Genomic DNA, 23244 nt, shown 5'->3' with positions numbered 1-23244 from the left:
TCTCCTGCTTATTTAGTTGATTGTTCAAAGTAGTATTTGCCGGTTTTTAATGCACTTGGACCTAAACGCGCATATTTAAACATCAAATACATCTCAACAATAATGAACGCAAGATAAAGCGCACAAATTAAACCAATAGAGAACCATAAATCGCCTGTGCTTAAATTAGAAGCAGATACACCAACAGGTAAGATCTCGTAAATAGCCCAAGGCTGACGACCATATTCGGCTAAGAACCAGCCGCACTCAATGGCAATCCAAGGTAATGGCAAGCCCCATAAAAGAACTTTTAACAATAATGGAATTTGAGTTACTTTATTACGTAAATTTTGAACAAATGCACCGAATGTAAGTAAAGCAATTAAACCACCAGCTGCAAGCATCGCACGAAATGCCCAGAAGTTAGGACCTACATTTGGAATAGTATCACGAGCAGCTTGTTTAATTTGTTCTTCAGTCGCATCAACAACATTGTTTGTATAGCGTTTTAATAATAAACCGAAACCAAGATCTTTTTTAACTTCATTAAATTGTGCTTTGGTTTCTTCATTAACTTGACCATTCGCTTTTTTCTCAGCCCGTAGTTGAGTAAATAATTCATAAGCACGGATACCACTACGCACACGAGTTTCATTTAATGCTTGAAGATCTTTTAGACCTGTAATTTCTTTATCAATTGAACGAGTTGCTATTACACCACCAAGATAAGGAATTTCAATCGCAAAATCATTTTTCATTTCAGCCGTATTTGGAATTGCAATAGGGTGGAATGGGGCAGGTGCTGCGTGAGTTTCAAATTCAGCTTCCATTGCGGCTAATTTTACAGGCTGTGCTTTACCAATATCATAACCAGATTCATCACCTAGAATTAGTACTGCAATAGAGGCGATAAATCCAAAAGTCGCTGCTACAGAGAAAGAACGTTTTGCAAATTCAAAATCACGACCTTTTAGTAAAAAATATGAGCTAATTGCTAAAACAAAAAATGCGCCTGTCACATAACCTGCGGAAAGAGTGTGTAAGAATTTACTTTGCGCAACAGGATTTAACCAAAGATCTAAGAAGTTAGTCATTTCCATACGTACAGTTTCAAAATTAAATTCTGAACCTGTTGGTGCTTGCATCCAGCCATTTGCGACCAAAATCCACATTGCAGATAAATTAGAACCGAAAGCCACACAATAAGTTGCTAATAAGTGTTTTCCTTTTGATAAACGATCCCAACCGAAGAAGAATAATCCCACAAAAGTTGATTCTAAGAAGAAAGCAAGTAACGCTTCAATAGCAAGTGGCGCACCAAAAATATCCCCGACGTAATGAGAATAATAAGACCAGTTAGTACCAAATTGGAATTCCATAATAATACCGGTGGTCACCCCAAGGGCAAAGTTAATGCCAAATAACTTTCCCCAAAATTTTGTCATATCTTTATAAACTTCTTTACCTGTCGCCACATAAATAGTTTCCATAATTACAAGAATAAAGGATAAACCCAATGTTAGCGGCACGAAAATGAAGTGATACAACGCAGTTAAAGCAAACTGCAAGCGAGAAAGATCAACAACGTCTAACATTCTCAACTCCTTTGTATAAACAACATTAGTTCCAACAATGATTAACAAGGCGATGCCTTAAATAATCCCTAATTACTCAACTCCAATCAGCTAAGTTTAAATTGACTTATCTGCATAATTATTTTTAAAGGTTAAAAAAACACCAGTTATTATAGAGATAACCCAAATTGGCGGCTATTCTACTACTAAACATAAGGATAAAAAATAGTAAAAAATGCTATATAGATCACATTTTTGATATAAATACAAAAATAGGGCTTATTTGTTATATTTCATTTAATTGACCTAGATCAAATTGACATTTTTTCAATAATTTTTGTTTTAAAGATGATTAATTTCATTGTGTAAGAGCATATTTTAATATTTGTCTCAACCAACATCATTTCTTGATGTTTTTAACGACTCGAATAGTATGTAGTGGCATTTAGTACTTAATTTATCATTCAACATTTGTAATGTGATTGTTAATCATTTCCAATGATAAAAAGGATTAAGCTAAAACTAGCATTGAGTTCATTAACCAAATAAGGTAGACTACCGTCCCGTCTTTGATAGCTAATTATCTTCGATTTTTGACCGCACTTTTGGTCGATTTTGTCTGTAAGATGATTAGCTATAATCATTTATATCCCAATACAGATTAGGTTCCCTATGGCTACAAATTATATTTTCGTCACTGGCGGTGTGGTTTCATCGTTAGGTAAAGGCATTGCGGCAGCATCATTGGCGGCAATTTTAGAAGCGCGTGGTTTAAACGTAACCATTATGAAATTAGATCCATATATTAATGTGGATCCCGGTACGATGAGTCCAACCCAACATGGGGAAGTTTTCGTCACTCAAGATGGCGCAGAAACAGATTTAGACTTAGGTCACTATGAGCGTTTTATCCGTACTAAAATGACTAAACGTAATAACTTCACCACAGGTAAAATTTATTCTGAAGTATTACGTAAAGAGCGTCGCGGCGATTATCTTGGTGCAACAATTCAAGTGATTCCTCATATTACCAATGAAATTAAAGATCGCGTTATTGCTGGTGCTCAAGGTCACGACGTTGTGATTGTTGAAGTGGGCGGCACTGTTGGGGATATTGAATCACTTCCATTCTTAGAAGCATTACGTCAATTAGCTGTTCAAGTTGGTCGTGAACATACGTTATTTATGCACTTAACCTTAGTGCCTTACATTCCAACGGCGGGTGAAGTAAAAACTAAACCAACCCAACATTCTGTAAAAGAATTACTTTCTATTGGTATTCAACCTGATGTGTTGATTTGCCGTTCAGATCGCATGATTCCAGCAAATGAACGTGCAAAAATTGCTTTATTCTGTAACGTACAAGAGCGTGCAGTCATTTCGTTAAAAGATGTAAATTCGATTTATCAAATCCCAGCATTATTAAAATCTCAAGGTTTAGATGATTTTGTCTGTGACCGTTTTCGTTTAACTTGCCCAGAAGCAGATCTTTCTGAATGGGAGCAAGTGCTTTATAAACAAGCAAATCCAGTGGGAGAAGTGACCATTGGAATGGTAGGTAAATATACTGAGTTACCAGACGCCTATAAATCTGTAAATGAAGCGTTGAAACACGCAGGTTTAACGAATCGTTTAAGTGTAAACATTAAATACATTGATTCCCAAGATGTTGAAACCAAAGGTGTTGAAGTATTAAAAGGCATTGATGGTATTCTTGTTCCTGGTGGATTCGGTTATCGTGGTGTGGAAGGTAAAATTCGTACCGCACAATATGCACGAGAAAACAAAATTCCTTATTTGGGCATTTGCTTAGGTATGCAGATCGCATTGATTGAATATGCACGCAATGTAGCGGGTTTAACTAAAGCCAATTCATCTGAATTTGATAAAGATTGTGAACAACCCGTGGTTGCATTAATCACGGAATGGCAAGATGCGGATGGAAATACAGAAGTGCGTACCGATGAATCAGATCTTGGTGGAACAATGCGTTTAGGCGCACAACAATGTCATTTGGTGTCAGGCAGCTGCGCTCGTGAGCTTTATGGCCAAGAAACCATTGAAGAACGTCATCGTCATCGCTATGAAGTAAATAATACCTTACTTCCACAAATTGAAAAAGCAGGATTGAAAGTAACTGGATTATCTGCCAATAAAAAATTGGTAGAAATTATAGAAGTGCCAAATCATCCTTGGTTTGTCGCTTGCCAATTCCATCCAGAATTTACCTCGACTCCTCGTGATGGTCATCCGTTATTTGCAGGCTTTGTAAAAGCAGCCTATGAAAATCACAAAAAATCTGTGAAGTAATTCTTGGTTCTGCAATAAGTGCGGTAAAAAAATGAAATATTTTTATTTGGTTATGATATAACTTGATGTTTTTGAAGTAAAAAAATCCCCGTTAAATTCATCATTTAACGGGGATTTTTTATAAGCTATTTACTGTTTTTATATTTTTAGTTAGTACGCTTAACTAATTTCGTCCAGTTATAATAACCATATAACGAGTTAAGTAAGTAAGCTGAATACATTAAGTAGATGGCTGGTGTTTCTGCCCAAAGGAAAATAGAAAGAACATTTAATCCAATCCATAACAGCCATTGTTCACGATAACGCAAAATCATTAAAATCTGTGCAGCAACCGTAATAATTGTAGTTAGTCCATCTAAACCAGTTGAACTACCGCCAGCTGCTTGCAATGCCTGAACAAAAAGTAAAGTTCCAACTGTAGTTGTAACAATTAATGTAACCCAACCTTTAACAGTTAAAGCTTTTGCAATTACACTTTCTCCACCATCGCTATTTTGCATGTTGGCTTTCCACATAAAGTAACCAATAAATTGAGATGGTAAATATACGTAAAGTACGGTGTTCATTTCACCTAAGAAATTCGATCCCCAAGCAACATAAAAATAAGTGTAAGCAAAAATTAATCCAAAGAAATAATTACTGATTTTGCCTTTACTTACCAATACCACACACAAAATACCCGAAATGCCAGAAATCATTGCTAACCAAGAATCAGGTGTTTGTACATAAGCCCAAATTTGCGCGATGATAAAAAGCACAAGCCAAACCACCTCAAAAGGTTTCCAACCAGAAACAAATTCTTGTTTTAAACGTTCTGCCAAAGTCATTATTTACTCCTATTGACTTAAGTTTTAATGTAAACATTATTGCATTGTGTTTTTGTAATGTAAAGATTCAGAGCAATTTAATTCTAAACTTGTGAAATTCATCACATTTCTATCAAATTCCAAGCAATCCATTATTGAATGAATTTTGAGAAACTCTCTAAAAATTCACCGCACTTTAAATACAATAATCCAACTCAAGCGGTATGTTGGCTTGTAATAAAAACTGCTTAGTTCGTTCCTGTTGTGGATAAGCAAAGAATTTATCTGCGCTATTTTGTTCCACAATATACCCATCTGCCATCAAAATCACACGATCTGCAACATCTTTAGCAAACTGCATTTCGTGAGTAACAATAATCATTGTCCAGCCTTCTTGTGCGAGTATTTTAAGAATTTGCAACACCTCGCCCACTAATTCAGGATCTAAAGCCGATGTTGGTTCATCTAATAAAATAATATCAGGTTTTACCGCAAGGGCTCGAGCAATCCCAACTCGCTGTTGCTGCCCACCAGAAAGTTGAGATGGAAATAAATCCACTTTATTTTTAAGCCCTACTTTTTCTAGCAAGCTAAGGGCTTTTTCACGAGCTTGAGCCTTATCTTGTTTTTGCACGACAACCATTCCTTCCATGATATTTTCAAGGGCGGAGCGATGAGGAAATAAATTATATTGTTGAAATACCATTGACGAACGTCGGCGTAACTTCAATTCATCTACTTTACTGATTTTCTGGCTGAAATCAATTTTTAGGCTACCATCATCAAATTCTAAAATGCCTTGCTCTGGTCGTTCAAGCAAGTTTAAACAACGTAAAAAGGTGGTTTTTCCAGAACCAGAGGGACCTAAAATTGCTACCACTTCACCTTTATTAATTTCAAAATCAATGCCTTTTAACACGTGATTGCCATTAAAGTTTTTCTGAATATTACTTACTTTTAACATAGACAATCCTTACAAGTGACGAGAAAGGCGTTTTTCTAAACGCATTTGACCAATAGACAATACAAAACAGAAAACCCAATAAATCAGAGCAGCTTCACTATAAATCAAAATAAATTCATAGTTTGCTGCTGTAATATTCTGTGCGACACGGAATAATTCTGTCACTAAAACAAGAGAAGCTAATGAAGTGTCTTTCACTGTACTAATAAAAGTATTAGAAAGCGATGGTACTGAAATACGTAAAGCCTGTGGCATAATTGTACGAATAAATGCTTGTCGATAATTCATACCTATCGCATAAGAGGCCTCCCACTGCCCTTTAGGTATAGCAATAATTGAAGCACGAACTGTCTCTGCTGCATAAGCACCTATATTAATAGAAAATGCAATAATCGCTGTCGGAAAAGGCTCTAAAGTAATACCGACTTCAGGTAATCCATAAAAAATAATAAAAATTTGTACTAACATCGGTGTACCTCGAATTATAGAGATATACACTCGACATAAAGCCTGTAACAATTTTAAGGGTAAATTAGGGCTAGGTAAAGTACGAATAACAGCAACAATCACTGCAATAAGCAAACCACAGAAGAAGGAAATGACTGCCAATGGCAATGTGTATAAAATTGCTGCTTCCAACATAGGCCAAAACGAGCTGATTACATAATCAGCTCGTTCTTCGCTCATAAATGGAAGACTCGCCAACCAATTATTGAGTAATATCATAACCAAACCATTCAATTGAAATCTGTTTTAATGTACCATCTTGGCGAAGTGCTTCAAGTACTTGATTAAATTTTGTAATCAATGCATCTTCACCTTGTAAAAAAGCAAAGGCAGTCGGAGTTTTATCCCCACGATCATAAGCAATTTTTAAATTAGAATTTGGGTGTTGTTTAAAATAATCTAATACAGCCAATTTATCATTAATTGTTGCGTCTGCACGGCCTTGTTTAATAAGCTCTAAGCTCTGTGCTAAACCATCCACTACAAGAATCTGTGCGCCAGCAGCTTTTGCATATTTACCCCAGTTACTTGTTGCAGATTGCGCAGATTTACGACCTTTCAAGTCTTCAAATGATTTAATACTGTTATCCGATGATTTTGTTACTATCACTCCACCAGAATAATTATAAGGTGTTGTGAAACTGTATTTTTTTAAACGCTCTGTGCTTGGGCTAGTTTGGTTTGCAATCACATCAAAACGTTTTGCATTTAACCCCGCATACATTGCATCCCATTGTGTTTCTTTAAATTCCACTTTCAAACCGAGCTTTTCAGCAACTTTACGAATAACCTCTACATCAAAACCTGTTAATTTTCCACTTTTATCATGGAAAGTAAATGGTGCATAAGTCCCTTCTGTTCCGACTAATAAAGTTTTAGTTTTTTCAACACGATCGGCAATTTCGCCTGCCTGAGAAAAAGTTGAGAAAGCAATAACTCCAGTTAAAAGTGCGGTAGTAAAAAGTAATTTTTTCATTTTTTATTCCTTATGTTGTGTTTTGGATAGATGCGATTATAAAAACCAAATTTATGAAAAAAAAATACTATTTATTTATAGTTTATAAACTTTTGTTCTAAAAACTAGAAAATAATTAACCGCACTTTTTGAAAATTATTTTGCATCTATACAACGTAATGACTTATATTTTTACAATTAACGCAAAAATGCCTTTATAAAGAAAGGCATTTATAGAAATTTGACGAAGTACTATAGCTGTAAATAGAAAGAATATAACGAGTAACTATACTTAATTATGCTTCAGAAAAACGTTCAATTTTCGCACCTAGACCACGTAATTTATCTTCGATATGTTCATAACCACGATCGATATGATAAATACGCTCTACAATGGTTTCTCCCGTTGCGATACAGCCTGCAAGCACTAAACTGATTGAAGCGCGTAAATCTGTCGCCATCACTTCTGTGCCAGACAATTGTTCAACCCCGTGACATACTGCTGTATTCCCTTCAATTTCAGCTTTACCCCCCATACGAATTAATTCAGGAATATGCATAAAACGATTTTCAAAAATCGTTTCAGTAATAATGCTTGTACCTTCTGCCACCATATTTAATAAGGTAAACTGAGCTTGCATATCAGTTGGGAACCCCGGATGTGGGGCGGTACGAATATTGACTGCTTTAGGGCGATTACCAAGCATATCTAAAGTAATGCTATTTTCAGTTACATCAACTTGCGCACCAGCTTCACGGAGTTTATCAATTACTGCATCTAAAGTATCAGCCTTAGTATTTTGACAAACAACACGACCGCCTGAAATGGCTGCAGCAATTAAGAATGTTCCCGTTTCAATACGATCTGGCACAACACTATGTTCACAACCAGTTAAATGTTCAACACCTTCAATCGTGATGTGAGCAGAACCTGCACCTGTTATTTTCGCACCCATTTTATTAAGGAAATCGGCGGTATCAACAATTTCAGGCTCACGAGCGGCGTTTTCAATAACAGTCGTACCTTTCGCAAGGGTTGCTGCCATCATAATAGATAAAGTGGCGCCTACACTTACTTTTTCTATTACAATACGAGTTCCCACAAGACGATCCGATACTTGTGCTTTTACATATCCTTCTTCAAGAACAATATCTGCACCTAATTTTTCTAAACCGCTAATATGGAGATCAACAGGTCTAGCCCCAATAGAACAACCTCCAGGTAATGATACTTGACCTTGATGGAAACGAGCGACTAAAGGTGCCAATGCCCAAATTGAAGCTCGCATAGTTTTAACCAATTCATAAGGTGCAGTGAAATGATTGATATTAGAGGCATCTAATAAAACTGCACCAGTTGCATCACGATCTACAACCACGCCTAATTGACGCAAAATTTTCAAAGTAGTTTCAATATCTTTAAGTTCGGGAACATTTGTCAATTTAACAGGTTCTGTCGCTAAAATAGCCGCAAAAAGAATTGGAAGTGCGGCGTTTTTTGCGCCTGAAATATTCACACTTCCACTTAAACGAGATTGCCCATAAATACGAAATTTATCCATTTTTAAGTCCTTAATTAAACTGGTTTAATGCACGATCGCGTTTCCATTTTTCTACGGTATAAGTTTTGATGGTTAGAGCGTGAATTTCACCAGTACTAAAATAAGGCATTAAAGGGGCATAAATCGTTTGTTGTTGTTTTACACGAGATAGTGCAGCGATTTCATCACTCACAACAATCACACCAAAATGTGCATTTTCACCTTGTGCATAGACTTCTGCAATATTTAGTGTGTCTTTTAAAATTTGTTCAATTTTTTGAAGTTCCATCGGATTTCCGTTTAGTTAAGCTATGTAAAATTTGCGATCCAATCAGATAAACCAAAGAGATCTGCTAGGGTTAATAATTGTTTTGGTGGATAAACTAATCGCACTGTTTTATTAAGCTTTTGACACTCTCGTAAAAAATCACAAAGAGCTGCAAAACCAGCAGAATCAATATGCTGAAGATCAGACAAATTCCATTCAACAATAGTTTTATCAAGTGTACTGGCTGACAAAAAAACGCCACGTTGCTGCCACATTGGTAACAACGTGCTGCGAGATAGTTCCCCAAACAAAAAGAGCGTTATTTTATCATTATTTTTTTGCAAATCCCAATTTAGCATAGTTATTCATTTATTGATTGAAAATTATAGGTTGTGAGGCAGATTGCTGCATCTTTGTGATTAATGTATCAATACCTTGTTTGTTTAAAATACCAACCCAATTTTTTATCGTATCTTCCAGCATACTTACGCCTGCTGCTGCCATATCGTAGGCTTTCCATTCCCCACTTTTATTGCCTTTACGCCATTTAAAATCTAATAGGATCGGAGCAACGCCATTAGTTTGAATAATACTTACGCGAATATTTACAAAATTGTTATCGCCTAATTCTTTTTCTGATTCAATTTGAATTTTTTGATTAGAATAATTTGTTAATGCTTGTGCATACTTTTGCTCAATCAATTCGCCAAAAGTTTTGAAAAATTTTTTGCGTTGTTCTGCAGAGGTTGATTTGTAGTATGAACCTAATACTTTAGAACCTGCATATTCTAAGTTTACATAAGGCAATAAATCATTACGAACAATAGTACGTAAATAATTTGGATCTTGTTTAATTTTACTTTGATTAGCTTGTATATCAGAAAATAGTTTATCTGCCGCTTGCTGCATTAAAACATAAGGACTTGTTTCTGCAATAGCTGTTCGTGTAACCAAAAGTGCGGTTAATACGAAAGTTAAAATAGTAAACCATTTTTTTAGTTGAGTAAGGTTCATTATCAATCTCCTAATTTATAAAATTTAACCTATTATTCTGCGGATTCTGATTTTTCATTGCCGTCCGATTTTTTACTTCCATATAAGAATTGCCCAATTAAATCTTCCAATACCATAGCTGATGTAGTGTCTTGAATTTGGCTACCATTTTTAAGCATTGCTGTATCTCCATCATCAAAACCTATTGTCAAGGCAATATATTGCTCACCTAATAAACCTGATGTTTTAATTGATAAAGAACTGTTTTCTGGGATTTCATTATATTCTTGATTAATCGCGATGCTTACTTTCGGTAAATAGCTTTTTTCATCAAGAGTAATAGCACTCACACGTCCAATTACTACGCCTCCAATTTTTAGTGGTGCGCGCACTTTAAGTCCGCCAATATTATTAAAAATTGCCGTCACGGTATAAGATTTCGTCTCAGCAAAACCTTGTACATTAGCTACGCGTAAACCTAAAAAAACTAAGGCACCAATACCAAGTAATAAAAATAATCCGACCCAAAATTCATATTTAATTGTTTGTCTCATAAAAAAATCCTTAACCTGCACCAAACATAATAGCAGTCAAAATAAAATCTAATCCTAGAACAACAAGTGAAGCGTGCACAACTGTTCGTGTTGTAGCTTGACTGATACCTTCTGATGTTGGCATACAATCATAACCATTAAAAAGCGCAATCCAAGTTACGGCTACAGCAAAGAAAACCGCTTTAATAAAGCCATTTAAAATATCATAGCTCCAACTCACGGAATTTTGCATAACAGACCAAAAGCTGCCTGAATCAACACCTTTCCAATCCACACCAACTAAGGAACCGCCCCAAATACCAATCGCGATAAACAAGATTGACAAAATTGGCATGGAAATAACCCCTGCCCAAAAACGAGGTGCAATCACTCGACGTAAAGGATCAACAGCCATCATTTCAAGACTAGAAAGTTGTTCAGTGGCTTTCATTAAGCCTATTTCAGCCGTCAATGCAGAACCTGCTCGACCAGCAAATAAAAGTGCGGTAACAACAGGGCCTAATTCTCGCAAAAGAGAAAGTGCCACCAACTGACCTAAACTTGTTTCAGCAGAAAAATCGACTAACACGACATAACCTTGTAGTCCTAATACCATTCCAATAAATAAACCGGACAACAAAATAATGAGTAACGATTGGACACCTAAAACATGCATTTGCTTCACAAGCAAAGGAAAATGCTTACGAATTTGTGGCTTGCCGATCAATGCGCCAAATAACATAAAGCCAGCTCGCCCCAATGCACGGAAAAAATCAATCACCTGTTTTCCCAAAGCAGAAATAAAATTGACGATCATTCAAACAATTCCTTCACATAATCTTGCGCTGGGTACTTAAAGCGCACAGGACCATCAGATTCACCTTTTAAGAATTGCACCACGCGCGGATCTTGGCTTTGTAAAAGCTGCTCAGATGTTCCTTCTGCGATGACTTTTTGGTCTGCAATAATATAGGCATAATCAGCAATACTCAATACTTCCTCCACATCGTGTGACACTACGATAGAAGTCAAATTTAACGCTTCATTTAATCGTTTAATCAGGCTTAAAATTACGCCCATACTAATCGGATCTTGCCCCGTAAATGGCTCATCAAACATAATTAAATCAGGGTCAAGCGCAATAGCACGCGCTAATGCAGCTCGACGAGCCATACCACCGGAAAGTTCTGAAGGCATTAATGCGGCAGCACCTCGCAACCCAACCGCCTCCAATTTCATCAACACGATTTGACGAATTAAACTTTCAGGCAAATGCGTATGTTCACGAATTGGAAAGGCGACATTATCAAAAGTAGAAATATCCGTAAAAAGCGCACCTGATTGGAATAACATCCCCATCCGCTTGCGTACTTCGTACAGTTCACGATTAGATAGACGACAAATATCTTGTCCATCAAACAAAATTTCACCTTGCTCTGGCATTAGTTGCCCACCGATCAATTTAAGTAAGGTGGTTTTACCAATCCCCGACGGTCCCATGATCGCAGTGATTTTTCCCTTTTTTACTTGCAAATTCAGGTTATCGTAAATCACGCGATCACCGCGTTTAAAGGTAAGATTCTTAACTTCAATTAGATTTTGATTCATTAAAATCTCGTTTATAAATAAAAAGTTCAATCAGTTTTATATGACCTTAAAAAGTTAGATTTGTTTAATTTAAAGATTAAGTTTTGTTATTTATAGCAACACATTTCTTTGGCTTAACTTTAATGTGGTCATAAAAATAGCTATAAAAAATAGTGATAAATTCTATTTTTAATAACTTAAAATTTTGTCATAGTAACATTCTTTTTGACCTCACTAAAGAAGCTTTACATTTCTTCATTATTTATTGAATTTTAATAATACTTTGTTTATGGAAAATAAACATTGATAAATGCTTATAAATAATAAGCCTGTAAAAGATACAGATTTGATAAAAAAGATTGCAAGAGAAAAGTTATAGAGAGGAAAGTAGAAAAACCTAGCTTTTGCTAGGCTTTTCTATGTTTATTATTTTGCGCAATTGCTGTGTGCTGTTTTTTGTTCAAAACGTTCTGCAACGAAATCCCAGTTTACCACGTTCCAGAATTCTTTAATGTAGTCTGGACGACGGTTTTGGAATTTTAAGTAGTAAGCGTGTTCCCAAACATCTAAACCTAAAAGTGGGAAACCCTCACAACCAGCCACTTCTTTACCCATTAATGGGTTATCTTGGTTTGCTGTTGATACTACGGCTAATTTACCTTCAGCGGTTAATACTAACCATGCCCAGCCAGAACCAAAACGAGTTGCTGCTGCTTTTTCAAATTCTGCTTTAAATGCATCTACAGAACCGATATCGCGTTCAATCGCATCTTTTAATGCGCCTTGTAAAGTAGTGCCTTTTTTCAAACTTTTCCAAAATAAACTGTGGTTTGTGTGGCCACCCGCATTATTACGTAATGCACTACGTTTTTCTGCAGGAATTTTATCAAGGTTAGAAATTAAATGATCCGGACACATTTCTACTAATTCAGCGGGTAAACCTTCTAATGCAGCATTTGCATTGTTTACGTAAGCTTGGTGGTGTTTACTATGATGGATTTCCATTGTTTGCGCATCAAAATGTGGTTCTAACGCATTGTAGGCATAGCCTAATTCAGGGAGAGTGTAAGACATAATGTATTCCTTCTATTGTTAAAAACAGATTTCGTTGAGGTTTTGGTCTATAACCAAAATTGAGCAAATAATAGCAAAAAAATTGATTTAGATCATTAAATGTTTTTCCTTTTTTAAAAAGTGAATTTATTAAATTTTGTTTTAAATCAATAAACCTATCGATCTACTTCTAAAGAGTTATGTGTTTGAGTTGCGAAAATTTCATCAAATATTAGAATACTGCCACTTTCTATTTTCCCTCTGTAATTATGTTTGAGCAACACAAGTTATCTCTGCAAAATTTATCCTGCCAACGTGGTGAGCGCGTACTTTTTCGTGCTTTGACTTGCGATTTTAATAGCGGTGATTTTGTACAAATTGAAGGGCATAACGGCATAGGTAAAACAAGTTTGTTACGTATTCTTGCGGGTTTAGCGCAACCTTTGGAAGGCGAAGTGCGGTGGGATTCTGAAGCGATTTCCAAACAACGTGAACAATATCATCAGAATTTGCTTTATTTAGGACATCTTTCAGGTGTTAAACCAGAATTAACCGCGTGGGAAAATTTGCAGTTTTATCAACGAATTAGTCAAGCTGAACAAAACACCGATATGTTGTGGGATTTGCTTGAGAAAGTGGGATTGCTAGGTCGTGAAGATTTGCCTGCCGCACAACTTTCTGCTGGGCAACAAAAACGTATCGCGTTAGGTCGCTTATGGCTGTCTCAAACGCCCTTATGGATTTTAGATGAGCCCTTTACTGCGATTGATAAAAAAGGCGTGGAAATTTTAACCGCACTTTTTGATGAGCATGCTCAACGAGGTGGTATTGTGTTGTTAACCAGCCACCAAGAAGTGCCAAGTTCTCATCTGCAAAAATTGAATTTAGCGGCTTATAAAGCGGAATAACTTAATGATTTTTTTAGAAATAATTAAACGCGAACTTCAAATTGCGATGCGTAAAAATGCGGAAATTTTAAATCCGCTATGGTTCTTTTTGCTTGTGATTACTTTGTTTCCGCTTGTTATTGGGCCAGAGCCTAAATTACTTTCCCGTATCGCACCGGGTATCGCATGGGTAGCCGCATTACTTTCAGCATTGCTTTCTTTTGAACGTTTGTTTCGTGATGATTTTATTGATGGTTCTCTTGAACAATTAATGCTAACTGCACAGCCTTTGCCAATGATAGCTTTAGCTAAAGTGGTTGCACATTGGTTGCTCACAGGTTTACCGCTTATTTTATTATCGCCTATTGCGGCTTTGTTACTTTCTCTTGAAGTGAATATTTGGTGGGCATTAGTCTTGACATTGTTACTGGGCACCCCTGTATTGAGCTGTATCGGTGCTATTGGTGTGGCTTTAACGGTGGGGTTGCGAAAAGGTGGCGTGTTGTTGAGTCTGCTTGTTGTTCCGTTGTTTATTCCTGTTTTAATTTTTGCTTCATCGGTATTGGAGGCAGCAGGATTAAATGTGCCTTATGGGGGGCAACTGGCGATTTTAGGTGCCATGATGGTTGGCGCTGTAACGCTTTCGCCTTTTGCCATCGCGGCAGCGTTGCGAATTAGTTTAGATAATTAATTTTATTCATCGTATAAAAGTGCGGTGGTTTTTCTCTTTAATTTTTAAGGATTTTTTATGTGGAAGTGGCTACATCCTTATGCAAAACCCGAAACTCAATATCGTATTTGCGGTAAATTGAGTCCGCTATTTGCATTTTTAACGCTTATCTTACTCGGTGTTGGCATTGTATGGGGTTTAGCATTCGCCCCAGCAGATTACCAACAAGGTAATAGTTTCCGAATTATGTATGTACATGTGCCGACAGCGATTTGGTCAATGGGTGTGTACGGTTCAATGGCGATTGCCGCTGTGGTTGCCCTAGTGTGGCAAATTAAGCAAGCTCATCTCGCAATGATTGCAATGGCACCAATTGGTGCATTGTTTACTTTCTTATCGCTTGTTACGGGGGCAATTTGGGGGAAACCAATGTGGGGTACTTGGTGGGTGTGGGATGCTCGCTTAACTGCAGAATTGATTTTATTCTTTCTTTATCTTGGTATCTTAGCCCTTTATTCTGCTTTTTCAGATCGTAACATAGGGGCAAAAGCGGCAGGGATTTTATGTATTACAACGGTCGTGATTTTACCGATTATTCATTTTTCGGTGGAATGGTGGAACACGTTACATCAAGGTGCGAGTATCACTAAACTGGAAAAACCATCCATTGCAATTCCAATGTTGGTTCCATTAATTTTGTGTATCTTCGGTTTTTTAACCTTGTATATTTGGCTTACTTTAGTTCGTTATCGCATGGAATTATTGAAAGAAGATGCAAAACGTCCCTGGGTTAAAGCATTAGCTCAAACACTGAAATAAAGTGCGGTTAGTTTTTAGCGATTTTTTATAAGGAATATTTTATGTTTTTCCAAACTTGGAGTGATTTTTTTAATATGGGTGGCTACGGTTTTTACGTATGGTTATCCTATGCAGTAAGTTTAGTGGCAGTTATTGCCTTAATTGTTCAAAGTGTAAAACAACGCAAGACAGTGTTACAAAATGTATTGCGTGAGCAACAACGCGAAGAACGTTTACAACAAGCAAATAAGGGGAACACACTATGAATCCAAGACGTAAATCCAGATTTAAATTAGTCATTTTTGTTGTGCTCGGCATTTCTATTGCAAGTGGATTGATGCTGTATGCATTACGTCAAAATATCGACTTGTTTTATACGCCATCTGAAGTGATTCAAGGTAAGGATAATAATCCGAATCAAAAACCTGAAGTGGGACAGCGTATTCGTGTTGGCGGTATGGTGGTTGAAGGCACGGTAGTGCGTGATCCAAAAAGCTTAAAAGTGCGGTTTGATTTAAATGATATTGGTCCTGCGATTACTGTTGAATATGAAGGCATTTTGCCAGATCTTTTCCGTGAAGGGCAGGGGATTGTGGCTCAAGGCGTATTAACTCAGTCAGCGGTTTTAAGCGCGACAGAAGTATTGGCTAAACACGATGAAAATTATGTGCCGCCAGAATTAGGCGAAAAAATGCAAAAAGTACATAAACCAATGGGGATTAAGGCAGCAGATTTAAAAGGCGAAAGTGCGCGTGATCGTCAAGAAAAAGAAGGCGCAAAATGATTGCTGAATTAGGAAATTATGCGCTGGCTTTAAGTTTAGCTGTATCGCTTATGTTGGCGATTTTCCCTTTGTGGGGGGCGGAAAAGGGCAATGCACAATTAATGGCATTAGCTCGCCCAATGACTTATGGTTTATTTGCAAGTCTAAGCATTGCTTTTGCTGCGCTATTTTATTTATTCGCAGTCAATGATTTTAGCGTGCAATATATTGTAAATAATTCTAATACTACTTTACCCATTTATTATCGTTTATCTGCGGTATGGGGTTCCCATGAAGGCTCTTTGTTACTGTGGATTTGGTTACTGGCGGTTTGGTCATTTGCCGTTGCTTTATTGAGTAAACATTTACCCCAAGAAGCGGTTGCTCGCGTGCTTGGTATTATGGGGATTATTAGCGTCGGTTTTGTATTGTTCGTCTTGTTTACCTCAAATCCTTTCACGCGTACTTTCCCTGATTTCCCAGTGGATGGAAAAGAACTTAACCCAATGTTGCAAGATGTGGGCTTAATTTTCCACCCTCCATTACTTTATATGGGCTATGTGGGTTTTTCTGTGGCATTTGCGTTTGCGATAGCATCCTTAATGACTGGAAAATTAGATTCAGCTTGGGCACGTTGGTCACGTCCTTGGACGCTTGCTGCTTGGGTGTTTTTAACTTTAGGTATCGTACTCGGTTCTTGGTGGGCTTATTATGAGCTTGGCTGGGGGGGCTGGTGGTTCTGGGATCCAGTAGAAAACTCATCGTTTATGCCGTGGCTTGCTGGTACTGCATTGATTCACTCTCTTTCTGTGACAGAAAAACGTGGTTCTTTTAAAGCTTGGACGGTATTACTTGCGATTTTAGCCTTTTCACTTTGTTTACTCGGCACGTTCTTAGTTCGTTCTGGTATCTTAGTTTCAGTTCACGCATTTGCATCGGATCCAACTCGTGGTTTGTATATTTTGGCTTACCTCGTTGTGGTAATTGGCGGTTCGCTTGCGCTCTATGCGTATAAAGGCAGTCAAATTCGTTCTCGTGATAATGCAGAACGCTATTCACGTGAAAGTATGTTGTTATTAAATAATATCTTATTAATGACCGCACTTTGCGTTGTATTCTTAGGAACGTTGTTACCACTCGTTCACAAACAACTTGGTTTAGGCTCTATTTCTATTGGTGCGCCGTTCTTTGATCAAATGTTCTTAATTATTATGACACCATTTGCATTATTGCTTGGTATTGGACCTTTAGTGAAATGGCGTAGAGACCAATTTTCTGCAATTCGTACGCCTGTTGTTATCTGCGTATTTGTTATGCTGATTGCAGGTTTTGCGTTACCTTATTTCTTGCAAGATAAAATTACCGTGAGTTCAGTGCTTGGTTCAATGATGACTGTGATTATTGTGTTACTTGTGCTTTATGAATTGCAACAACGTGCGACGCATCGTGAATCATTCTTTGTTGGCGTACGCAAACTATCTCGTTCTCATTGGGGAATGATGTTAGCTCACTTAGGCGTAGCTATGACTGTTTGGGGGATCGCATTTAGCCAAAACTTTAGCGTAGAACGTGATGTGAGAATGAAAGTTGGCGAGAACGCACAAATTGGTCGTTACGATTTTAAATTCGCTGGTGTGACGGATGAAAATGGTCCAAACTATATTGGTGGAAAAGCTCAAATTGATATTTCGAAAGATGGGCAACCAGAGGCAAGTTTATTCGCAGAAAAACGTTTTTACACAGTAAGTCGGATGTCTATGACAGAAGCCGCAATTGCTGGTGGTTTAACTCGTGACCTCTATGTGGCTCTCGGTGAAAAACTTGAGGACAATTCTTGGGCGTTACGCTTATATTACAAGCCATTTATTCGCTGGATTTGGATTGGTGGCTTATTTATGGCGTTAGGTGGATTGTTGTGCATGTTCGATCGACGCTATCGGTTTAATGTGTTGTTGAAGAAATAATTTTATTCTTGCCTTCCCCTGCTTGCGGGGGAAGGTGCCCGAAGGGCGGAAGGGGGATTACGATATCCCCCCTCAGTCACTTCGCGACAGCTTCCCCCATAAATGGGTGGAGCAAAGTTAATGAAAAAGTGCGGTAAAAAATGAAAAAAAAATTACTCGTTCCTCTTATTCTCTTTTTATCGATAACAATAGCATTTTTGGTGCAATTAAAACGCAATGCGCAAGGTGAAGATATTAAAGCATTAGAGTCTGCTTTGGTTGGAAAGCCTGTGCCAGCAAAAAATTTGACGGAGTTGTTTGAAAATAAAACTTACACGAATGAATTGTTTCAACAAGGTGAGCCAGTTTTGCTTAACGTATGGGCGACTTGGTGTCCAACTTGTTATGCCGAACATCAATATTTAAACAAACTTGCTAAAGAGGGTGTGAGAATTATCGGTTTAGATTATAAAGATGAATCACCTAAAGCAATGAAGTGGTTAAAAGATCTTGGCAATCCTTATCAAGTTGTTTTAAAAGATGAAAAAGGTTCTTTCGGTTTGGATTTAGGGGTATATGGTGCGCCAGAAACGTTCATTGTAGATGGAAAAGGCGTGATTCATTATCGTTATGCTGGAGATGTAAACGAAAAAGTTTGGACTCAGACTTTAAAACCAATTTATGACAAACTTTCGGAGCAACAATAATGAAAAAAACATGGTTATTTTTGACCGCATTTTTGTTTAGCTCAGTGGCGTTTTCAGCTATTGACGCATTAAATTTTAGTTCTCCACAGCAAGAGAGTGATTACCACCAATTAACACAATCTTTGCGTTGTCCTCAATGTCAAAATAACAATATTGCGGATTCCAATGCGACTATCGCTGTGGATATGCGTGGCAAAGTATTTGAGCTTTTACAAGAAGGCAAATCGAAAAATGACGTAGTGGATTATATGGTGGCACGTTACGGCAATTTTGTAACCTATGATCCTCCTATAACAGCGAGTACATTAGTGCTATGGATTGCGCCATTATTGCTTGTGTTGTTAGGCGTGGTGTTTTTATTAAGACGCAAACCTAAAACCCAAAGTGCGGTGAAATCCCAAGAGGTTTTAACGGATGAAGATAATGCGCGTTTGGCAGAATTATTAAACAAGGATAAATAGATGAATTTTACATTAATTTTTATCTTAACCACTTTAGTTGTGGCGTTAATTTGTTTTTATCCTTTATTACGTCAATTTAAAGCGAAACATGGGCAAAAACGTGATGATTTAAATAAGGCGTTATATTTCTCACGCTTGGAAGAAATTGAGCAAGATAATTCCCAAGGTTTAGTTGAAAATGTTGAGCAACTCAAACAAGAATTACAGAAAACCTTGCTTGATGATGTACCGAGCAAGGTTCAAGAGAATGTGGATTATTCTGGCAAATCTTATGGAAAAATTTGGTTTGTCTCTGGTGTATTAGCGTTAGGAATTATCGCAGGTTCTTCTTATTTTATGGTGGGATCTTGGCAAGCCGAATCAATGTTAGAGCAAACTTATGCGAAATTGCCCTATTTCTTTGACCGAATGAAAGATGAAGATAAAAATCCATTTTCTGATGCAGAAATGCAGCAATTTTCTACCGCACTTCGAATCGATTTGCAAAAAAATCCAACTGATGCTAAAAAATGGTGGATGCTCGGTCAAATTGGGATGAATTTAGGTGATGCACGTTTGGCATTCGATAGCTATCAAAAGGCTAATAAACTTGAACCAGATAATGTGCAATATAAATTAGGCTATGCTCGTATATTGATGTTTTCTGAAGATGCGACTGATAAACTTAAAGGTGGCAATTTATTGCGTGAAGTGATTCGTCAAGAACACACTAACATTGAAGCATTGAGTTTACTCGCATTCCGTTATTTTGAAACAGAAGATTATAAAATGGCGGCAGTGACTTGGGCGATGATGCTACGCTTAATGCCGAAAGATGATGAGCGAGTTCCATTAATTGAAAAAAGTATTCGTACCGCGCGTGATGCTTTAGAAGCGCAAAATGAAGAAAAATCAAAAAGTATCACTCCCGAAAAATAACCTAGTACGTTATAAGACTTTTTGATATAGTGCGAAAAAATTATTCGTAGTCGAACAGATTAGCATTTAATAAAGTACTAAAGGAACGAGAAATGAATAATAAAAATTGCACTTTTTTCTTTGTTCTGCGTCATTATTGGAAGTTTATTTACTTCACAATTTTCGATTGCAGAAAATGATTCTAGTGCAGTTGATTCTGAAGATAAAAAAGCATTTAATTCCGATGTTTCAAATAATGATGCTCAAAAACTAGCTCAAAGTATTGAATTTAAAGTTTATAAAATAGATGAAACCACTTCATCAGAAAGTATTTATGAATCTCCAGCTGGAATTTGTCAGGGATTTAAGATTACAAGAGGTGTAGATTACACAAATTCGACTTACCATTATCTTTATCCAGACAATAGAGGAGAATTCTATGGCAGTGTGGTTGGTGCAACTATTTATAACCAAAAAGATCCTCAAAATTTAAGTTATGTGCCTGTTTATTCAATTACAGACAAAGATTTGTCTAAGTGTATTCAGGCACAAGAAAATAAAAAATTAAAGGAAAAAGCAGCGAATTATGTATCAGAAGGTAGGGCTGTATTAACTGACGTAATTTGTAAATAGGATGTATTTAATGAGAAAAATAGTTTTTGTTAGTTGTGTAATTTTAGGTTTAGCAGCATGTTCATCTCAACCAGAACAAATTGGTGGCGGTGTTTACGATATGAAAACTGTGCAAGAATATAATGCTCGAGTTATTAGTGGTAATACTGTTACACAAACTCAAAAGGATAAAATAACGCAACAAATTGATACAAGTTTAAAATTAAACCAAAGTGACAATAAAGTTAAAACGAGAACAAGACGTGTATTGCCTGTTCTTCCAGTTACACCAAGCGTCGGGTATCATTATAATTATCACTATTTTAGATAAAAAATTATCTTGTTATCTGTGCTAAAAATTCTTCTTCTGTTAATACTGTAATATTTAGTTCTTGAGCTTTTGCAAGTTTAGAGCCTGCCCCATCACCTGCGATAACGAAATCTGTTTTACTGGATACCGAACCACTTACTTTTGCACCAAGCTGTTGTAATAAGGCTTTTGCTTCATTACGCCCCATTTGTGTAAGAGTGCCTGTCAGTACTACAGTTTTATCTTTGAACAAGTTTTCACTCGCTTCTTTCACTTCTACAGTTTCCCAATGCACACCTTGTGCGATTAAATCCTCCACGACTGCAACATTATGCGCTTCACGCCAAAATATAAAAATTCGGTTCGCTACAACTTCCCCTACATCAGGCACTTGTTGAAGTTCTTCAAGATTTGCGTCTTTAAGCGCATCTAAAGTTTTGAAATGATTAGCAAGATTTAATGCAGTGGCTTCGCCCACTTCACGAATGCCTAAAGCAAAAATAAAGCGATCAAGCGTCGTGCTTTTTGCATTTTCAAGACTATTGAGTGCGTTTTCTGCAGATTTTGCACCCATTCTTTCTAAGCGTGTGAGCGTGGTTAAATCAAGTTTAAATAAGTCCGCAGGTGTATGAATTAGCTCTCGATCGACTAATTGCTCTATTAATTTTCCGCCTACACCATCAATATCCATTGCTTTACGAGAGACGAAATGTTTTAACGCCTCTTTACGCTGTGCCGCACAGAATAATCCTCCCGTGCAACGTGCTACTGCTTCGCCTTCAATACGAATAATTTGAGAATCGCACACAGGGCAATTTGTTGGGAAAATGATTGGTTTAGCATTATCAGGGCGACGTTCGTGTAATACGCCAATAATTTGTGGAATTACATCGCCTGCTCGACGAATAACAACAGTATCGCCAATAGCGATATTTAAACGTTCAATTTCATCGCCATTATGTAAGGTGGCATTACTTACTGTAACGCCTGCAACAAACACTGGCTCTAATTTGGCAACTGGTGTGATTGCGCCAGTTCGACCCACTTGGAATTCAACATCATTCAACAGGGTTAATTCTTCTTGGGCGGGGAATTTATAAGCAATCGCCCAGCGAGGTGCTTTAGAAATAAATCCTAGTTCATTTTGTAAGGCTATATCATTGATTTTTAATACCGTTCCGTCAATATCATAACCTAACGAGCTACGTTTGTTTTGAATATCTCGATAAAAACCTAAAACTTCATCTGCACCATTGCATAAACGAATTTCAGGATTTACTGGAATCCCGATAGATTTTAGCCATTGCAAACGATCATAATGCGTAGTCGGCAGATCAATCCCCTCAGCAATTCCAATACCATAAGCATTTAATACCAGCGGACGTTTGCTGGTAATATTAGGATCAAGCTGGCGTAAAGAGCCTGCCGCTGCATTGCGAGGATTAGCAAAGGTTTTTTCATTATGTTCTAACGCATATTTATTTAAACGCTCAAAGCCTGCGTGCGGCATAAAAACTTCGCCCCGCACTTCTAAACGTGCTGGAGGATTATCTGTTAAAAGTTGTAATGGAACATTACGAATCGTGCGGATATTGGCTGTAATATCTTCGCCTGTGGTGCCATCACCACGAGTGGCGGCTTGTGTAAGTTCACCATTAACATACAAAATACTCACAGCCAAGCCATCAAGTTTAGGTTCGCAACAGAAAGTAAGTGGTTTCGGTAATAGGATTAAACGATCTTCAATGCGTTTTACAAAAGCATTAAATTCTGCATCGGAAAAAGCATTATCCAAAGAGAGCATAGGAATTTCGTGACGAATTTGGCTAAACCCAGAAAGTGGTTTTGCACCAACACGTTGAGTGGGCGAATCTGACGTCAGAAATTCAGGATGCTCTAATTCTAGGGCTTTGAGCTGATGAAATAAACGATCGTATTCGCTATCAGGCACGCTCGGATTATCTAAAACGTGGTATTCGTATTCATATTGGCGCAAGGTTTTGCGTAGATTGTCTAGTTGAGTTTGAATATTTGTCATAAAATTCTCGGAGAAAAATGACCGCACTTTTCTATGTATTTAGCGTGAAAATAGACAGGTACAAAGCCTGTCTAAATGAATATAAAAG

At 37.2% G+C, this 23244-nt stretch carries 26 protein-coding genes; 12 read left to right on the top strand and 14 right to left on the bottom strand.

Annotation, left to right across the window (positions count from 1 at the left end):
- Positions 1-8 precede the first annotated feature (8 nt).
- On the bottom strand, positions 9-1574 hold the full coding sequence (locus tag ACPT8O_RS08425; protein WP_021034904.1) for a cytochrome ubiquinol oxidase subunit I: 1566 nt from the start codon (positions 1572-1574) through the stop codon (positions 9-11).
- 651 nt (positions 1575-2225) lie between these two features.
- Here ACPT8O_RS08425 and pyrG point away from each other — a divergent pair.
- Entirely contained in the window at positions 2226-3863 is a 1638-nt protein-coding gene (gene pyrG / locus ACPT8O_RS08420; protein WP_021034905.1) for a glutamine hydrolyzing CTP synthase, read from the top strand.
- 146 nt (positions 3864-4009) lie between these two features.
- Here pyrG and pnuC read toward each other — a convergent pair whose 3' ends face one another.
- From pnuC to sodA, 12 genes are all read right to left on the bottom strand, one after another.
- Entirely contained in the window at positions 4010-4690 is a 681-nt protein-coding gene (gene pnuC, locus ACPT8O_RS08415) for a nicotinamide riboside transporter PnuC (protein WP_005656058.1), read from the bottom strand.
- Positions 4691-4865: 175 nt separating this feature from the next.
- Complete coding sequence (locus tag ACPT8O_RS08410; RefSeq protein WP_021034906.1) at positions 4866-5633, bottom strand: amino acid ABC transporter ATP-binding protein; 768 nt, start codon at positions 5631-5633, stop codon at positions 4866-4868.
- A gap of 9 nt (positions 5634-5642) precedes the next feature.
- Positions 5643-6359: an amino acid ABC transporter permease gene (locus ACPT8O_RS08405; protein WP_041175295.1), complete on the bottom strand. Its 717-nt coding sequence runs from the start codon at positions 6357-6359 to the stop codon at positions 5643-5645.
- Positions 6343-7116, bottom strand: a complete 774-nt coding sequence (locus ACPT8O_RS08400; protein ID WP_021034908.1) for an amino acid ABC transporter substrate-binding protein — start codon at positions 7114-7116, stop codon at positions 6343-6345. The genes ACPT8O_RS08405 and ACPT8O_RS08400 overlap by 17 nt, the downstream gene beginning before the upstream one ends.
- A gap of 275 nt (positions 7117-7391) precedes the next feature.
- Positions 7392-8657 carry a UDP-N-acetylglucosamine 1-carboxyvinyltransferase gene (gene murA, locus ACPT8O_RS08395; protein ID WP_425623322.1) on the bottom strand — a complete coding sequence of 422 codons (1266 nt, stop codon included), beginning with the start codon at positions 8655-8657 and terminating at the stop codon, positions 7392-7394.
- A gap of 10 nt (positions 8658-8667) precedes the next feature.
- Positions 8668-8925, bottom strand: a complete 258-nt coding sequence (locus ACPT8O_RS08390) for a BolA family protein (protein ID WP_005686372.1) — start codon at positions 8923-8925, stop codon at positions 8668-8670.
- 20 nt (positions 8926-8945) lie between these two features.
- On the bottom strand, positions 8946-9263 hold the full coding sequence (locus ACPT8O_RS08385) for an STAS domain-containing protein (protein ID WP_005686374.1): 318 nt from the start codon (positions 9261-9263) through the stop codon (positions 8946-8948).
- Positions 9264-9273: 10 nt separating this feature from the next.
- Complete coding sequence (gene mlaC, locus ACPT8O_RS08380; protein WP_021034910.1) at positions 9274-9918, bottom strand: phospholipid-binding protein MlaC; 645 nt, start codon at positions 9916-9918, stop codon at positions 9274-9276.
- 32 nt (positions 9919-9950) lie between these two features.
- Positions 9951-10451, bottom strand: a complete 501-nt coding sequence (mlaD, locus tag ACPT8O_RS08375) for an outer membrane lipid asymmetry maintenance protein MlaD (protein WP_005656074.1) — start codon at positions 10449-10451, stop codon at positions 9951-9953.
- 10 nt (positions 10452-10461) lie between these two features.
- The gene (mlaE, locus tag ACPT8O_RS08370; RefSeq protein ID WP_005628334.1) at positions 10462-11247 is read right to left on the bottom strand and encodes a lipid asymmetry maintenance ABC transporter permease subunit MlaE; all 786 of its coding nucleotides are present in this window, start codon (positions 11245-11247) and stop codon (positions 10462-10464) included.
- Positions 11244-12038, bottom strand: coding sequence for a phospholipid ABC transporter ATP-binding protein MlaF (gene mlaF, locus ACPT8O_RS08365; RefSeq protein ID WP_005656079.1), 795 nt, complete (start codon positions 12036-12038; stop codon positions 11244-11246). The genes mlaE and mlaF overlap by 4 nt, the downstream gene beginning before the upstream one ends.
- 405 nt (positions 12039-12443) lie before the next feature.
- Positions 12444-13091: a superoxide dismutase [Mn] gene (gene sodA / locus ACPT8O_RS08360; protein WP_021034911.1), complete on the bottom strand. Its 648-nt coding sequence runs from the start codon at positions 13089-13091 to the stop codon at positions 12444-12446.
- Positions 13092-13339: 248 nt separating this feature from the next.
- Here sodA and ccmA point away from each other — a divergent pair, with 248 nt between their 5' ends.
- From ccmA to ACPT8O_RS08305, 11 genes are all read left to right on the top strand, one after another.
- Positions 13340-13978: a cytochrome c biogenesis heme-transporting ATPase CcmA gene (gene ccmA / locus ACPT8O_RS08355; protein WP_425613309.1), complete on the top strand. Its 639-nt coding sequence runs from the start codon at positions 13340-13342 to the stop codon at positions 13976-13978.
- A gap of 4 nt (positions 13979-13982) precedes the next feature.
- The gene (gene ccmB / locus ACPT8O_RS08350) at positions 13983-14648 is read left to right on the top strand and encodes a heme exporter protein CcmB (RefSeq protein WP_005665894.1); all 666 of its coding nucleotides are present in this window, start codon (positions 13983-13985) and stop codon (positions 14646-14648) included.
- A gap of 57 nt (positions 14649-14705) precedes the next feature.
- Entirely contained in the window at positions 14706-15446 is a 741-nt protein-coding gene (locus ACPT8O_RS08345; RefSeq protein ID WP_005665892.1) for a heme ABC transporter permease, read from the top strand.
- Positions 15447-15487: 41 nt separating this feature from the next.
- A complete protein-coding gene (ccmD, locus tag ACPT8O_RS08340) occupies positions 15488-15691 on the top strand; it encodes a heme exporter protein CcmD (RefSeq protein WP_005634314.1) in 204 nt (67 codons plus the stop codon).
- A complete protein-coding gene (ccmE, locus tag ACPT8O_RS08335) occupies positions 15688-16209 on the top strand; it encodes a cytochrome c maturation protein CcmE (RefSeq protein ID WP_005665890.1) in 522 nt (173 codons plus the stop codon). Before ccmD ends, ccmE begins: the two co-directional genes overlap by 4 nt.
- Positions 16206-18152 carry a heme lyase CcmF/NrfE family subunit gene (locus ACPT8O_RS08330; RefSeq protein WP_005647685.1) on the top strand — a complete coding sequence of 649 codons (1947 nt, stop codon included), beginning with the start codon at positions 16206-16208 and terminating at the stop codon, positions 18150-18152. The genes ccmE and ACPT8O_RS08330 overlap by 4 nt, the downstream gene beginning before the upstream one ends.
- A gap of 140 nt (positions 18153-18292) precedes the next feature.
- On the top strand, positions 18293-18838 hold the full coding sequence (locus tag ACPT8O_RS08325) for a DsbE family thiol:disulfide interchange protein (RefSeq protein ID WP_005657352.1): 546 nt from the start codon (positions 18293-18295) through the stop codon (positions 18836-18838).
- On the top strand, positions 18838-19299 hold the full coding sequence (locus ACPT8O_RS08320; protein WP_014550934.1) for a cytochrome c-type biogenesis protein: 462 nt from the start codon (positions 18838-18840) through the stop codon (positions 19297-19299). Before ACPT8O_RS08325 ends, ACPT8O_RS08320 begins: the two co-directional genes overlap by 1 nt.
- On the top strand, positions 19300-20217 hold the full coding sequence (ccmI, locus tag ACPT8O_RS08315) for a c-type cytochrome biogenesis protein CcmI (protein ID WP_014550933.1): 918 nt from the start codon (positions 19300-19302) through the stop codon (positions 20215-20217).
- 120 nt (positions 20218-20337) lie between these two features.
- A complete protein-coding gene (locus tag ACPT8O_RS08310; protein ID WP_011272384.1) occupies positions 20338-20829 on the top strand; it encodes a hypothetical protein in 492 nt (163 codons plus the stop codon).
- A 10-nt stretch (positions 20830-20839) separates the two neighbouring features.
- Entirely contained in the window at positions 20840-21139 is a 300-nt protein-coding gene (locus tag ACPT8O_RS08305) for a hypothetical protein (RefSeq protein ID WP_005647674.1), read from the top strand.
- Between the two features lie 4 nt (positions 21140-21143).
- Here ACPT8O_RS08305 and ligA read toward each other — a convergent pair whose 3' ends face one another.
- Positions 21144-23156: an NAD-dependent DNA ligase LigA gene (ligA, locus tag ACPT8O_RS08300; protein WP_011272385.1), complete on the bottom strand. Its 2013-nt coding sequence runs from the start codon at positions 23154-23156 to the stop codon at positions 21144-21146.
- Positions 23157-23244: the final 88 nt, after the last annotated feature.

The sequence above is a fragment of the Haemophilus sp. HN_Hi08 genome (assembly GCF_049824455.1).
Lineage (GTDB): Bacteria > Pseudomonadota > Gammaproteobacteria > Enterobacterales > Pasteurellaceae > Haemophilus > Haemophilus influenzae_D.
Note: the sequence above shows the minus strand (reverse complement) of the source record. Positions and strands in the feature narration are given on the sequence as shown.

Coding starts and splice junctions, on each gene's coding strand:
- ACPT8O_RS08425 (WP_021034904.1), bottom strand. CDS start 1,574: ATGTTAGACGTTGTTGATCTTTCTCGCTTGCAGTTTGCTTTAACTGCG.
- pyrG (WP_021034905.1), top strand. CDS start 2,226: ATGGCTACAAATTATATTTTCGTCACTGGCGGTGTGGTTTCATCGTTA.
- pnuC (WP_005656058.1), bottom strand. CDS start 4,690: ATGACTTTGGCAGAACGTTTAAAACAAGAATTTGTTTCTGGTTGGAAA.
- ACPT8O_RS08410 (WP_021034906.1), bottom strand. CDS start 5,633: ATGTTAAAAGTAAGTAATATTCAGAAAAACTTTAATGGCAATCACGTG.
- ACPT8O_RS08405 (WP_041175295.1), bottom strand. CDS start 6,359: ATGATATTACTCAATAATTGGTTGGCGAGTCTTCCATTTATGAGCGAA.
- ACPT8O_RS08400 (WP_021034908.1), bottom strand. CDS start 7,116: ATGAAAAAATTACTTTTTACTACCGCACTTTTAACTGGAGTTATTGCT.
- murA (WP_425623322.1), bottom strand. CDS start 8,657: ATGGATAAATTTCGTATTTATGGGCAATCTCGTTTAAGTGGAAGTGTG.
- ACPT8O_RS08390 (WP_005686372.1), bottom strand. CDS start 8,925: ATGGAACTTCAAAAAATTGAACAAATTTTAAAAGACACACTAAATATT.
- ACPT8O_RS08385 (WP_005686374.1), bottom strand. CDS start 9,263: ATGCTAAATTGGGATTTGCAAAAAAATAATGATAAAATAACGCTCTTT.
- mlaC (WP_021034910.1), bottom strand. CDS start 9,918: ATGAACCTTACTCAACTAAAAAAATGGTTTACTATTTTAACTTTCGTA.
- mlaD (WP_005656074.1), bottom strand. CDS start 10,451: ATGAGACAAACAATTAAATATGAATTTTGGGTCGGATTATTTTTATTA.
- mlaE (WP_005628334.1), bottom strand. CDS start 11,247: ATGATCGTCAATTTTATTTCTGCTTTGGGAAAACAGGTGATTGATTTT.
- mlaF (WP_005656079.1), bottom strand. CDS start 12,038: ATGAATCAAAATCTAATTGAAGTTAAGAATCTTACCTTTAAACGCGGT.
- sodA (WP_021034911.1), bottom strand. CDS start 13,091: ATGTCTTACACTCTCCCTGAATTAGGCTATGCCTACAATGCGTTAGAA.
- ccmA (WP_425613309.1), top strand. CDS start 13,340: ATGTTTGAGCAACACAAGTTATCTCTGCAAAATTTATCCTGCCAACGT.
- ccmB (WP_005665894.1), top strand. CDS start 13,983: ATGATTTTTTTAGAAATAATTAAACGCGAACTTCAAATTGCGATGCGT.
- ACPT8O_RS08345 (WP_005665892.1), top strand. CDS start 14,706: ATGTGGAAGTGGCTACATCCTTATGCAAAACCCGAAACTCAATATCGT.
- ccmD (WP_005634314.1), top strand. CDS start 15,488: ATGTTTTTCCAAACTTGGAGTGATTTTTTTAATATGGGTGGCTACGGT.
- ccmE (WP_005665890.1), top strand. CDS start 15,688: ATGAATCCAAGACGTAAATCCAGATTTAAATTAGTCATTTTTGTTGTG.
- ACPT8O_RS08330 (WP_005647685.1), top strand. CDS start 16,206: ATGATTGCTGAATTAGGAAATTATGCGCTGGCTTTAAGTTTAGCTGTA.
- ACPT8O_RS08325 (WP_005657352.1), top strand. CDS start 18,293: ATGAAAAAAAAATTACTCGTTCCTCTTATTCTCTTTTTATCGATAACA.
- ACPT8O_RS08320 (WP_014550934.1), top strand. CDS start 18,838: ATGAAAAAAACATGGTTATTTTTGACCGCATTTTTGTTTAGCTCAGTG.
- ccmI (WP_014550933.1), top strand. CDS start 19,300: ATGAATTTTACATTAATTTTTATCTTAACCACTTTAGTTGTGGCGTTA.
- ACPT8O_RS08305 (WP_005647674.1), top strand. CDS start 20,840: ATGAGAAAAATAGTTTTTGTTAGTTGTGTAATTTTAGGTTTAGCAGCA.
- ligA (WP_011272385.1), bottom strand. CDS start 23,156: ATGACAAATATTCAAACTCAACTAGACAATCTACGCAAAACCTTGCGC.